The 12,967-nt window shown below is 49.5% G+C and carries 13 protein-coding genes; 11 read left to right on the plus strand and 2 right to left on the minus strand.

Annotation, left to right across the window (positions count from 1 at the left end; all coding sequences use genetic code 11):
• The 8 genes from mnhG to PPG34_RS13595 all read left to right on the plus strand — a co-directional run bounded on the left by mnhG (nt 1) and on the right by PPG34_RS13595 (nt 7,713).
• A complete protein-coding gene (gene mnhG, locus PPG34_RS13560; RefSeq protein ID WP_313833948.1) occupies nt 1-300 on the plus strand; it encodes a monovalent cation/H(+) antiporter subunit G in 300 nt (99 codons plus the stop codon).
• Entirely contained in the window at nt 297-839 is a 543-nt protein-coding gene (locus PPG34_RS13565; RefSeq protein ID WP_313833949.1) for a DUF4040 domain-containing protein, read from the plus strand. Before mnhG ends, PPG34_RS13565 begins: the two co-directional genes overlap by 4 nt.
• Complete coding sequence (locus PPG34_RS13570) at nt 823-1,275, plus strand: MnhB domain-containing protein (RefSeq protein ID WP_313833950.1); 453 nt, start codon at nt 823-825, stop codon at nt 1,273-1,275. The genes PPG34_RS13565 and PPG34_RS13570 overlap by 17 nt, the downstream gene beginning before the upstream one ends.
• On the plus strand, nt 1,268-1,645 hold the full coding sequence (locus tag PPG34_RS13575; protein ID WP_313833951.1) for a sodium:proton antiporter: 378 nt from the start codon (nt 1,268-1,270) through the stop codon (nt 1,643-1,645). Before PPG34_RS13570 ends, PPG34_RS13575 begins: the two co-directional genes overlap by 8 nt.
• Nucleotides 1,642-3,111: a complex I subunit 5 family protein gene (locus PPG34_RS13580; protein ID WP_313833952.1), complete on the plus strand. Its 1,470-nt coding sequence runs from the start codon at nt 1,642-1,644 to the stop codon at nt 3,109-3,111. Before PPG34_RS13575 ends, PPG34_RS13580 begins: the two co-directional genes overlap by 4 nt.
• Nucleotides 3,112-3,117: 6 nt before the next feature.
• Nucleotides 3,118-5,208, plus strand: coding sequence for an NADH-quinone oxidoreductase subunit L (locus PPG34_RS13585; RefSeq protein WP_313833953.1), 2,091 nt, complete (start codon nt 3,118-3,120; stop codon nt 5,206-5,208).
• Between the two features lie 108 nt (nt 5,209-5,316).
• Nucleotides 5,317-6,822 carry a complex I subunit 4 family protein gene (locus tag PPG34_RS13590; protein WP_313833954.1) on the plus strand — a complete coding sequence of 502 codons (1,506 nt, stop codon included), beginning with the start codon at nt 5,317-5,319 and terminating at the stop codon, nt 6,820-6,822.
• A 174-nt stretch (nt 6,823-6,996) separates the two neighbouring features.
• Complete coding sequence (locus PPG34_RS13595) at nt 6,997-7,713, plus strand: hypothetical protein (RefSeq protein ID WP_313833955.1); 717 nt, start codon at nt 6,997-6,999, stop codon at nt 7,711-7,713.
• Between the two features lie 125 nt (nt 7,714-7,838).
• Here PPG34_RS13595 and PPG34_RS13600 read toward each other — a convergent pair whose 3' ends face one another.
• On the minus strand, nt 7,839-8,558 hold the full coding sequence (locus PPG34_RS13600; protein ID WP_313833956.1) for a 5-formyltetrahydrofolate cyclo-ligase: 720 nt from the start codon (nt 8,556-8,558) through the stop codon (nt 7,839-7,841).
• Nucleotides 8,559-8,769: 211 nt separating this feature from the next.
• Here PPG34_RS13600 and PPG34_RS13605 point away from each other — a divergent pair, with 211 nt between their 5' ends.
• A complete protein-coding gene (locus PPG34_RS13605) occupies nt 8,770-9,204 on the plus strand; it encodes a hypothetical protein (RefSeq protein ID WP_313833957.1) in 435 nt (144 codons plus the stop codon).
• An 85-nt stretch (nt 9,205-9,289) separates the two neighbouring features.
• Here PPG34_RS13605 and priA read toward each other — a convergent pair whose 3' ends face one another.
• Nucleotides 9,290-11,560 carry a replication restart helicase PriA gene (gene priA, locus PPG34_RS13610; RefSeq protein ID WP_313833958.1) on the minus strand — a complete coding sequence of 757 codons (2,271 nt, stop codon included), beginning with the start codon at nt 11,558-11,560 and terminating at the stop codon, nt 9,290-9,292.
• Between the two features lie 157 nt (nt 11,561-11,717).
• Here priA and PPG34_RS13615 point away from each other — a divergent pair, with 157 nt between their 5' ends.
• Nucleotides 11,718-12,260: a hypothetical protein gene (locus PPG34_RS13615; RefSeq protein ID WP_313833959.1), complete on the plus strand. Its 543-nt coding sequence runs from the start codon at nt 11,718-11,720 to the stop codon at nt 12,258-12,260.
• A gap of 420 nt (nt 12,261-12,680) precedes the next feature.
• On the plus strand, nt 12,681-12,953 hold the full coding sequence (locus tag PPG34_RS13620; protein WP_313833960.1) for a type II toxin-antitoxin system mRNA interferase toxin, RelE/StbE family: 273 nt from the start codon (nt 12,681-12,683) through the stop codon (nt 12,951-12,953).
• Nucleotides 12,954-12,967 lie beyond the last annotated feature (14 nt).

The following is a 12,967-nucleotide window of genomic DNA, read 5'->3' on the forward strand; positions in this document are numbered from 1 at the left end:
ATGGAAATACTGTCGATGGTGTTGATCCTGTTAGGATTATTTTTTCTTGTTGTTGCGGCCATTGGGGTAGTGCGATTACCAGATGTGTTTTCTCGCTCGCATGCGGTTTCATTGACAGACTCACTTGGGGCGTTTTTGCTGTTAACCGGTCTGGCATTACATGAAGGATCGACCGTGAATTTTTTCAAAATTCTTGCGGTGTTGGCCCTGCTGTATCTACAAAATCCGGTGATTTCTCATGCGACGCTTCGGGCCGCGGTTCGCGCCGGGTTGAAACCGTGGGATGGAGAAAAACGATGACGTTTAGTTTCGAAATTCCCCTGCTCCTTCTTCTGCTCGTCACCGCGGCTGGTGCGATTTTAGTGAAAGATTTGATGAGTGCTATTTTATTATTAGGCTCCTATGGATTTTGTCTTTCGTTGGTCTGGGCATGGCTGGGAGCCGTGGATGTCGCGTTCGTCGAGGCCGTGGTCGGCGCAGGGTTAGCGACCGTGCTGTTTCTTCTTACGTTGTTTGGGACTGCTCCGAAAGATGGGCGGCTTCGTCGACCACCGCCCCCCATCGCGGTGCTTATCGGCCTACCTCTTCTTGGGGCCCTGATGTTATACGCGGCGAACGATCTGCCAACATTCGGGGATCCCAATTCTCCTTCAAATTCTTATGTGTCGCCAGTTTATTTAGAACGCAGTTACTTAGACACCAAGACTCCGAACGTAGTGACTGCGGTATTAATGGATTATCGGTCTTTGGATACCATGGTGGAAACCGTGGTGATTTTTACGGCGGGACTCGTCTGTGCTTTATTATTGCGGAGAAAATCTCATGGTACGTCCTCATGACAGTATTATTGTTCAATCTTTAGGCCGATTTCTCATTCCGGTCATCCAAATTTTTGGGTTGTATGTGCTGGTGTTTGGTCAATATGGACCAGGTGGCGGATTTGTGGGCGGTGTGATTCTGGGCACGAGCATGATTTTAGCCATTCTTATTTTTGGTCACGATGCCTCACGGAGCCGCATAGCTAAAAAATTGTTGCATGGGGATGGAGTCGGCATGCTGATTTATGCAGGGGTTGGGGGCTTGTGTCTTATTGGAGGAGGGGAATTTTTAAATTATGGCAATTTGGAAATCCCCGGTATGGAAACCGCCACGCGACGTTTTATTGGAATTCTGTTGACCCAAATTGGTGTGGCCGCCGATGTGGCCGTAACCGCCATTTCCATTGTTTTGAGTTTATCCGACCAGGATATCATTGAGGATTCTGCCAATGGCTGAAGTATTGTCGTCGATTTTTTACCGACCAAATTTTCTCACCTTTGTCATTATTTTTCTTTGGGGTTTCTACATTATGGTCACCCGATTCAATTTGGTGAAAAAACTGGTGGGCATGTATCTTGTTCAAACCAGCGTCATTTTTTTTCTCGTCTCCACCAGTGCTAAAAACGGGGGGACGGTTCCCGTCCTTCTTTCCACGACAGAACCCGTTCAGGCGATTCAGTATACCAATCCCCTCCCTCATGTATTGACGCTCACGGCGATTGTCGTGGGTGTGGCGACCTTGGGGGTGTCCTTGGCGTTGGCAGCGGCGATTTACCGAACCTATGGTAGTCTCGACGAAGAAGAAATTTTAAAAAAATTAGAATGATTCACCAACTTCCCGTTCTGCTGTTTCTGCTTCCCCTCTTTGCGGCAATTTCAATGCCGGTGGTGTGTCTGCGGCATAATGAACGATGTGTGCCAATTGCCTTGTCGGTGTCCACCGTCATGGTGCTGTTGTCAATCCTCAATCTAGTCATGGTCTTGAAGTATGGGGAAGTGCGGTATGCGTTCAGCGGGTGGGCCCCGCCCCTGGGGATTGAATGGGTGGCCGATGGTCTCGCGAGTCTGATGTTGGTGGCGTTGTCCTTTCTGGGACTTGTGACGCTGTTGTTTTCTCGTGCAACGGTTCCGACGGACCTGGGCCATGGGGTCGTGTATTTTTATACCCTGATTCTTTTGTTGATCTCGGCGTTAACCGGGATTGTATTTGCGGGCGACCTCTTTAATCTTTTCGTGTTTTTAGAGGTCGCGGCTTTGGCGAGTTATGGTCTGGTGGGCGTGTCCGGCGGACGAGCGTTAGTGGCGGCCTTTCGCTATCTCATTTTAGGAACTTTGGGAGCTTCGTTCTATTTATTGGGCGTAGGTTATTTTTATGCGGCGACTGGAACCCTCAATATGGCGGATATCTCGGAGCAGTTGCCATATTTATTGACCTCCAAAGCCGTAGTGGGTGGCCTCCTATTTATGTTCATTGGCCTGAGCATCAAAATGGCGCTAGTGCCACTCCATGGATGGTTGCCGGATGCGTATACCTATGCGCCGGAATCGGTGTCCCCCATTCTGGCTTCCCTCATGACGAAAGTGGCTCTATTCGGTTGGATTCGAATTATCTTTTGGGTCTTGGGAGCAGATGCCGTCGTCTATCATATCCCCATTCTCTTGATGATCAACACCCTCGGCATCCTGGCCGCGGTCATCGGAGCCTTTCTGGCATTAACCCAAAATGATGTGAAGCGAATGTTTGCCTATGGCGGCATCTCCCATATCGGAATCATTCTTATTGGCGTGAGTCAAGGAAACCGAACCGGATTTGCGGGGGGAGTTTTCTATTTGCTGAATGATGCCATTATGCAAGCTGCGCTGTTTTTTTTGGCTGGGCTGGCCGTGGTGCAATATGGCGTGCGAGGGGTGGACGATTTATGGAAATTGCGCGGTCAGTCGGGCTGGATCACCGGAGGATTTATTATTGCGGCGATGTCGATGATTGGGCTTCCTCCAACCGGCGGATTTTTTGGCAAATGGTACATCATATTGGGATCGCTGGAGGCTAATAATTATCTGGCGGTAGGAGCGGTGCTCCTCTCCACGGTGTTGACCCTAGCCTACTTTGTCAAACTATTTGAGCGATTGTTTCGGGAGCCTCCAGGCGCTTCCGACCTCCCCTGGAAAACGATGCCTCTACCTATTCAATGGAGTTTGGGCGTGGTGTCGGTGGTCATGATTGCGTTGGGCGTGTGGAGTGATCCCATCGTGGGATTCTTACTGAGTAAGACATTGCCGATGGGACTGTAATCTTTCATGTCTGTTTTTGTGTTTATCCCGCTTCTGCCGTTATTGGCCTCGCTTGCCTTGGTGGTGGGGGGACGACGGTGGGGAGACCAGGGCCATCGAATCGCCATTCCTGCGATGGGGTTGTCGTTTGCTCTGTCGGTGGGAGCCTTTCTCGAGATATTGAATCATGGCCCAATCTCCATTCCTCTCTATCAGCTCCTTCAGTCGGGTCCGCTTGCCATTCAGGTTGGGCTGTATCTTGATCAACTGACCGTCTTGCTGTTGTTGTTAGTCACTGGGGTCAGCGGTGTGGTGCACGTCTTCTCTTCACGCTACATGATTGGGGATCCTCGGTACAATCGGTTTTTTGCCGTGATCTCCTTCTTTACCTTTTGCATGTTGATGTTGGTGATGAGCAGTAATCTGCTGATCATGTTCGTGTTTTGGGAGATGATGGGGCTGTGCTCCTATTTGCTGATTTCTCATTGGGCTCAACGGACTCCTGCCGTTCAAGCCGCGACGAAGGCCTACTTGGTGAATGCCATTGCGGATGTGGGGCTGGGTTTTGGCATCATCCTGACCTTTGCCACCTTTGGAACGCTTGATATTCCTACTATTTTGGCGCAGGCGGAAAGTGTGAAAGACCAGACGGTCAATATTTTGGGGTGGATGGGTGGAGACTTTCAGATCCATCCGGTGACTGTCATTCCCTTCTTTTTATTCATGGGGGCGATGGGCAAGTCCGCCCAAATGCCTTTTCATGTCTGGTTACCGTTTGCCATGGAGGCTCCGACACCGGTATCGGCCTTGATTCATGCCGCGACCATGGTCAATGCGGGTCCCTTTCTGTTAGTGCGTCTGAGCCCACTCCTAGTCCTTTCACCATCGGCGATGAACTTTATCGCGGTCGTGGGTGCGGTGACGGCCTTATTTGCGGCGATGGTGTCCATGACCCAATCGGATATCAAAAAGAACCTGGCCTATTCTACGATTAGTCAAATTGGGTTTATGATCATGACGTGTGGGATTGGCGCCTTCGTGGCTGCAATTTTTCATTTATTAGCGCATGGATGTTTAAAAGCGTTTTTGTTTTTGTCTACTGGCAATGCATTGCGAGCTGTGCAGTCCCATCACCATGGTGAGCCGCAATCGGACCTACCTACAAAAGAAAAAACATGGCTTTCCCTTGGCGCGTTGATGCTGGCCTGCCTGCCACCGTTTGTGATTTTCTCTGGGCCGTATGAGGTCTTGTGGGCGGCACAGGGGTTTGCGTCCGCTCGAACGGTATTTTGGGTCATGGGATTGCTGACGGTCTTTTTTACGGCGGTGTATATCTACCGTGGCATTTGGTCTCTGTTCCGGGTTGGTCTAAGCATGCGGGATCGTGAAACAGGAATCGCGAAACCAGCAGGCCCGCGGTTGTTCTCTCCTTCCCATTTGTTGATGGTGTTGGCGAGTGGGGGAGTGATGGGCGCAATTCTCATGGGGATCTGGTCTTGGTTCGTTCAATTTTTGACTCCGGCTCTCGCGTTGCCTCCTTCATCGGTTCCGGGAATTGTTACTCCCACAGAAGGGATGGTGTGGATAGTCGGGCCGTTGGGGGTTGCGGTGCTTGGATGGATTTATGCGTATTCTCGACCGTCCGTGTCATACAAACATGGTGACACCGAGTCTGAGTGGAAAAGAGCGGCGTATGTGCTTTTCCTCAATAAAGGATATTTCGATGAAATATATGAGGCATATCTTGTTCGTCCGACCCTACGATTCTCGCATTGGCTTTGGCGTCGCATTGATGTTCAGGGTGTGGATGGCATCGTGTATGGGCTGGCAACCGTCTCGCTCCGGTTGGCCAGGTGGCTTTGGCAGGTGGTCGACCTCAAGGGCATTGATCGTTTAACGATTAATATCGGCAGGCAAAGTGTCACCCTCGGACAATGGCTTTGGGAACTAATTGATATTCGTGGGTTAGGAAAAACCATGGATCAGGTAGGAGTCAGCGCGGATGCGACGGGGCAGTATTTAGATGAAGTCGGGCCTCGTACGTTGCAACATCATTTGCTCGTGATGATTTTTTGGTTGGTGCTCGCCATTGCCCTGCTCTATATACTGGTGAAATAGCGAATGGAACGGTTGGCGTAAAACCTGGGTGATGTAGAAAAATGGGAATTTCGGTACATTATTTTCGCATAAAATCTGGCTTCTCAAGCAAGTCTGAATAGGCATTCCATGACCGTGTTTGCCGATCACATGATTAGTTGGTTGATAGCTCTTCCCTTTATCGGAATGGGCCTTCTGGCGTTTTTCCGTGATGAAGAGATGATTCGACGTGCGGCGTTGGTTATCACGATGATCGAGTTTGGTCTGGGGGTTGTGTTGTGTCTTCGGTTTGATTACCAAGACTCCGGCATGCAGTTTCTTGAGCGCATGGCATGGATGCCCACGTTCAATATCCACTATGCGGTAGGGGTTGATGGGATCAGTATTCTTTTGGTGTTTCTCACCACCTTGCTTTGTCCCTTGTGTATCTTATGTTCATGGAATTCGATCACGACCAGAGTTCGTGCCTTCATGATGCTCATCCTGTTAGTTGAAGGCGCCATGATTGTGGTGTTTACAGCTCTCGATTTATTTCTATTTTTCATGTTGTGGGAACTCACGATGATTCCCATGTATTTCCTGATCATATTATGGGGGGGACCAAATCGGATCGCCGCAGGGATAAAATTCGTCTTGTATAGCCTTACCGGGAGCCTAATGTTGCTGCTTGGTATTCTCGGGCTTTTCCTGGAAGGGGGGCATACGTTTGATATTCTTGCCCTCGGTCAACATACGTATTCCTCCAAGGTGCAATTCTGGATTTTCTTAGCGCTGTTCTTGGGGTTTGCCATAAAAATGCCCATGGTGCCGTTTCATACTTGGTTGCCGGATGCGCATTCCGAAGCGCCGACGGCCGGCAGTGTGATTCTGGCTGGTGTCTTACTGAAAATGGGAGGGTACGGATTTCTTCGATTTTGCCTCCCAATTTTTCCTGAAGCCTCTGCCCTATTTGCTCCGTACATTTTATGGTTGTCCGTGTTGGCGATTGTGTACGGCGGGTACATGGCCCTGGCGCAAACCGATCTCAAAAAACTGGTTGCGTATTCTTCGGTGTCCCATATGGGGTTTGTGACCCTAGGAATTTTTGTCTTCAATAGCCAGGGCATCCAAGGGGCTATTTTGCAAATGTTTAATCATGGCATTACCACGGGAGCGTTATTTCTTTCCGTGGGACAATTGTATGACCGAACCCATAGCCGCGCGATCGGTGACTACGGTGGCTTGCATAAACCCATGCCAAAATTCGTGGCGTTCTTTTTCTTGTTTTCTGTGGCCTCCTTTGGGCTGCCCGGCACCTGTAATTTTATCGGAGAATTTTTAGTCTTGGTGGGAACGTCTTACACAAGTTTTGCCATGGTTCTCCTGTCCATGGGGGGCATTGTCCTGGCCGCAGCCTACATGCTGTGGATGTTGCAGCGAGTCACGTTAGGTGAGCCGAATACTAAAGCGGCGGGACTTCTTCCGGATCTGAATCGTCGGGAATTGGTGACTGTGACTCCCTTGGCTATTCTAGTGTTGGTGATTGGATTGTATCCTGGTCCTTTGATGGAAATGATGGATGCGAGCGTGACCCAATTGGTGAACCAAGTGGGGGGCGTCCAACTCGCGCTTCATTCTCAAGACTTCCAGCCTTGATTTTTTCAGATAGCCTTCTTTTGCGATGCACCTTGTTTTCTGCCCATTTCCCTTTTTCCCCATGTGGATTCGAATGGGGTGGGGGCATTTCTACTGAACATCATGAAATATTTGTCAAGTGAAAAATAAGGCAGACCTTGACTTGTGAATCTCAGGGCCTTATTAATTTAGTGTATGGATAATAAACAACCACGTGCCTTGAGCCATGACGAGAAAAAAGCTGCGGAAGCTGCCTACCAGGGAAAGCCCTTTCATTCGTCTTGGTCCAAATCTTCCCGCGCTGTGTATGACGGGATTATAAAAGCTCGCGGCCTACCAATTGATGCACTTGAATCAGCAGAAATGGGCGTCGATCCTTTTGAGAACCCCATGGTGGCCGAAGGTATGTTTGAAGAAGCCTTATCCCTTGGAACATCACCGGGGAAAAATGCTGAGAGTGATGGAACGGATTCTCAGACGCCCGCTCATCAGATCACGTCTCGCCAAGAAGCGATTGATGCAGGCTTACTGATCGACGTGACCAACAAGGCCAAGGGCGTTGGGTTTAATTTGTCCGTGGGTATTACGAAGTCGTTATGGAATCGAAGCATTGCTGAAACGTTAGATAGCGCCAACCCCGAAGGAGAGGCCCGTATTCGGGATATGCTGTTAGCCGTCCGTTTACGCCTGGCAAGTTTGGATGCCCCGTCACCCTGGGTCGAGGTCCCTGTCCTGTATCCTTCTCAACAAGAAGAGGGCCATGCCAAGATATTTCCCATTTATGCGTTGTTTCACAAAGACGCAGTGGCCGAGGAATGCTTGACGTTGATTCATCCCAAAGAAATTTCCTCTATTCGCCCTTCCACGCATTCGAATACCGAAGAAGAGCAATCTTCAACAGATTTTCTGTAACACGTTTCTTCCCTGCGAACCGGCCAATTCCCAAAATCCTTTTCTCCTTGTGTTCTAAATTTAGATAGCTTTGGGTAATGCGAGATGCGAAAGTGGGCTATTCTTTCCGCCTCACGGTCCACGTCTCACGATTTTTGTTTCAGCTCTCCCAGAATTGGCATGTCCTCTAGATCTTGAGGCGACAGTTTGGTCCAGTCGATTCCCTTCGGTGGCTGTGGTGGGGCCTTCACCTCAATTATCGTGGAGGGTGTGACAACAAAGGATAGCGGAAGATCTGTCGTCTCCCAAGGAAAATGCTTCACCACTTGAATCGTATGAACGGTGGTGGCTACGGGAATGGGCTTGTGCCCGAGCTCATACAATATGGCATATTCCAAGTCCCCATAGCCCTCTCCCTTTCCACATCGATGCCCATTGGGTGTCACGGCAACCGAGCCGGTGACGATGGCATCGAGTTGTGGGAGTTCTTCCAGGGAAACCAGTTCGCCCCACTGCGTCCCCTTTGATAGACTTGCGGCCTCACGAAGCTTTTCTTGTGGAATTTTATGCGGATCAAATCGTCGGAATCCCCCTTTCAGTCGTGGGGTTGGCACGAAGATCGTGAGACCGCGTTGGAGGGCGAGTTCTCGCACATACCGTTGTGGGGCATCGGGATTTACTTTGATGCGGGTGGCATTCTGAAATATTGGGATCGTAAATAACCGTTCGGCAGCTTCTTTTGCTCCAGAAAAATTTGGGATGCGCCCATGGGGAGGAAACGGGAATCTGGCAATGTGATCGGACGCTAGTTGGTCCCACACGGCTTGGCGGGCAGCCTGTTTGGTCGTGAATTTTCTACATTCCATACGGTGTCTTTTTCTCTATATCTCTTTTGTCATCCTGAATAAAGTGAAGGATCTGTTTTTTCTTTCCTTGGAAATTCTTATGTGAATAAATAGGTCGTGAAGAAGAGATTCTTCGCAATGCTCAGAATGACAAGAGACGTTTTCTCCTTTCGAACCGAGCTCAGCTGAATCCCCGTGCGCGAGCCAAAATGAATATGATAGGGTGACGCTTATGTCGTATACACCATTCTTTTTAGTCAATGCCGTGCTCGGGGCCATTGCCGTCACGGTAGGTCTGTGGTTTCTCCAAGGAGATCTTTCTTCAGCCGTCACCATTATCCTTATCGTTGGCCTGACGATTCTTTATGCCAAAGTCTGCCCGAGTACTGCCCATGTGTGGATGTGGTCTACGTTGCTTCTAGGTTTAGAAAGTTTGGCTTGGCCTTTTCAAATGTTGGGTGAACTTCAACAGTTCGGTCCCGAACCTCCCATTGAAGAAATGAGCAAAGTCTTTACCGCCGTGTTGTTTGGGTTGTTTTCTGGCATTTTTTGGCTGACTTTTGCATACGGTGTCTACCGTCGCACGCAACCCAAAGTTGAAAGCTCTTCATCTGGTGAGCCCCTCACCTCCAATCAAGCCAAAGCCCAACGGAAAAAACGTCGCTAGTCGCTCGTTGCTAGTAAAAATCAGACAAGAAACGACAACCTGCCTTTTTCTTCACTAGCAACGAGCAACCAGCGACGGGTTTCCCTCACCCCATTTCCATCGGGTCGACATTGATGCCAAATTGCAATCCTTTGTGGTGTTTGTCGGCTGCCATGGATTCATACGTGTGGCGAATGAGAGTCTTGGCCTGACCAACATCATCAGCTTTAAAAAGAATGGTTTCCCGAAACAGTCGTCGATGTCGAAGCCCCTGGGTAGCTATGGGCCCCAAAATTTTTGTGTCCATAGCCAGGGAAGATTTGTTGTTGGAAGTCTGGGAGGCCAATTGACTGGCCAAAGTTTGCACCCATCGTCCTGCGGCTTCTTGAACGGTGACCTGATTGGCCCCCGATACTGTCATTTGTATAAAGTGAATGAAGGGGGGATAACCCACTGCTTCACGAAAGGCGAGTTCGTGGTCATAAAAAATTGAGGGCTGTTGTTGGGCGATGGCGTGCATCACATGATGAGAGGCCAGTCGGGTCTGAATGACCACTTGGGGTTCCATGCCGTGGTGCGTCACAAGCTGAATCGCAGATTGGAGATGGTGATACAACCGTTCGGCTGATCGGAAGTCCGGCAGATGGAGCCCAGCGTCTGCATAGGGGATGCCTACGAAACGCACTGGCGACAAAGGCATGCCATGAAACAACATTTCCGTGCCCACGAGTATCTGAATGCTTCCCTTGATGAATTGTTCCCGAATCACCCGCGCATCAGATTCGGTGCGAACATTATTGCGGTCCAAGCGACCAATGTTGGCCTCAGGGAATTCCCGACGGAATTCTTGTTCGAGACGTTCCGTGCCAAAGCCGCCGGGTTCAAGGTGGGAGCCGGAGCATTCCGGGCACACAAGCGGGACTGATTCTTCCTTCCCACAATAGGGACATCGCATATGCGGTGGAGAGGTGAGGAGCCTCATTGGGACTTGGCAGCGGGCACATTGCCCAGTCATTCCGCAATCACGACATACGAGGGAGGATGAAAATCCCTTTCGATTATGGAAGATAATTATCCCGCCTCCTGCCGCGAGTGCTTGGTTTACTCCCTGGCGCATTTCTTCAGAAATCGTGACGCCATAGGGCATTTGAAGATGATCCACGACTTGAATGGTACTCTGTTGGCCTATCGGCTGTGATAGTTCGAAATTCGGGGCGGAGGTGAAAGAACAACGATGCACCGTCTCTAAGGAAGGGTGCGGGGAATGCAAGAGCAAGGTGGCGTGACTGAGACGAGTTCGTTCTCGTGCCACTTCTCGTGCGTGATAGTATGGCGCTTGCTCATCTTTGTAGGTGGAGTCTTCCTCATAACTGAGGCAGATGAGGCCTAGGTAAGGAACCGGAGCAAACACAGACATTCGCGTTCCGACCACAACCTGATAGCGGCCTCGTTGGATGGCCTGCCATTCCTTCATGCGAAGAGGGTCAGGCATCCCGCTATGATACAGCCCAATATTGATACCCAGTTTTTCTTGCAAGGTGTGGGCGCAAGCCCTTGCCTGAAAAATATCAGGCAAGATGACTAGCACTGTTCGTTGTTGCTTGAGGGTTTCTTGGATAGAGTGCACGAGAAGAGAAGTGAAGCCCTGGCCTTTGGTGTTTGTAAAGAATTCTCCAAACGATGGCTGAGACAAGTGACGTTGGAAATTCTTCCACCACGGTGGATGATCAATGGGTTCAGTGCCTTTGGCCGAATCTTTTTTGTCTAAATCTGAGGGTGTTCTCTCGGATAGGGCAGTGGGGGGTTCACTACGAGAAGGGACGGAATAAAGGTGAACTTCTTCCACCCACTTCTGACGCTTCAGTTGGGTAAGGGTTGAGGAGCCTGTAGGGATATTTTTTTTAAGAGTCTGGAGAGTCAATCCTTTTGGTTTTTTGTTCAAAATGCCCAAGAGGTTTTTGGCAGCGTTCGCAAGGCGTCCTCTTTCAAGAGCTTGTTGCCCTAACTCTGTGATCCGTAGGCGCGATGTGGTTTTAAAAGGTGGTTGAGGAGGTTGGATCAATTGAAAACAGACCCCAACGGGTGCAATGTAATAGTCGGCAATCCATTCGGCCAGGGCGATCATTTTGGGATCAAGATCAAACTCTGGTGTCGGGGTCAGGTGGTCTTTTAACTCACGAATTTTGCTTAAGGGTATGGCAGGGTTCAAAGAGTCTTCGTAAAAGGAGACGACAAAGCCGGGACGGGCTGTGCGTCCAAAGGGAGCCAAGATCCAGTGGCCGACCTTTAAGGTGTCCTGCCAAGTCGATGGAACGCGGTAGGTGAAGGATTGAGTGGAACGTTGGGGAAAAATGACATCGGCAAAGGTTGGTGGCATAGGGAGGGGTATTGTGCCAGACCCACGGCGGCCTCACAATGTGAGACTGACTTTGGGCCAGCGAATGTTAACCTGCAAACTCGTAAGATCATTTGGTAAGATACAAAGGGTTCCATAACAATGGTTCTGAAGGAAAGCAAAGGGAGGATGAACACCATTGAAATCTAGAATATTTTCTTTAAGGGCATGGGTCGGACTGGTTCTCTTGTTCACCGTTTTCCCGGGTGCCTTGGTCTTTTCTGGTGAAGATCCTTCATCTTTAACACCAGTGGGGGTCGGGTCTGAATCACCTCTTGATCTTGAACAAGGCAGCCAGTTACGGGACTATTCTCCCATTCCGATAGAACCCGAGGAATTTGATAATCGAGAGGTCAAGGCCTATTACGATTGGCGCAACGACCTATTCTTTCGAGAATTCGACATGAAAGGAGTGGGTCATGTGGATTACATGACCGCCCGGCGCACTTACAAAGTCTGGCTTGATGAATTTGGTACGCCCGTGGTGATTACCGTGGGCTCACCCTTATTTTATTGGGTGGATCGCAATGGGAATGGAAAGTTCGAAACGTCCAAAGGCGAAATGTGGTCAGATCCCAATGAGGATGGCATTACCGGCGAGGAACGTATCTACGATACCAGCCATTTAGAAAACCAACCTTCTCGTATTCCGATGTGGGAAGCACCTACCCCAAATCAATAATTCCATTTTTTAATAGCGGGCTTTCGCGCCCGCGCGACGAAGTTCTTTTGTTTCGCCAAAAGAACTCAAAAGCGTTCTTGCCTGTGCGCGTCCCTTCCAACCCTGCTCTGAGAAGGGTTTCCAGGGTCCCTCCACCTCCGCCCCGAATCAAGATGGCTCAGGAACTCGCTTCGAGGTAAAAGACACCTCGCCGCTCAAACAGCCTTCGCCAAGAAGCCGATTCGGGCCTCCAGCTCCGCCGCACCCAACGCAGGGGAAAAATTGTACAAATTCCTTAATTTCCCTTCCTGTTATGCCCGACTTCCTTTTTCGGGGATCCAGGTTTTCTATGGCTTGAGATCAGTTTGGTGAGTTTAGTATAGGAAAATTTTATCTCTTGCCATATCCTCTTTTCTGTATATATATTATTAAGTATAATTTATGTGGATCGTTTTAGAAAAGAAGTCTGTGTTGAAAATCATCGATAGGTTGCCTGCCGATGTGGTGTTAAAATATGAGGCATGGAAACGCATTGTTGAATTGGAAGGGCCAGCTGGTCTTCGTCAAATCAAAGGGTTTCATGATGAAGCACTGAAGGGAGACTGGAAGGGGTTTCGCTCTTCCCGGTTGGGTAGGAAATGGCGGGTTATTTATGTTATTGCGAAAGAACAATTTGAAGTTTTTGTAGTTGAAGTAAATCCTCATGACTATTAACTAAGATAGGTGAA

The sequence above is a fragment of the Candidatus Nitronereus thalassa genome (assembly GCF_032191465.1).
GTDB lineage: Bacteria > Nitrospirota > Nitrospiria > Nitrospirales > UBA8639 > Nitronereus > Nitronereus thalassa.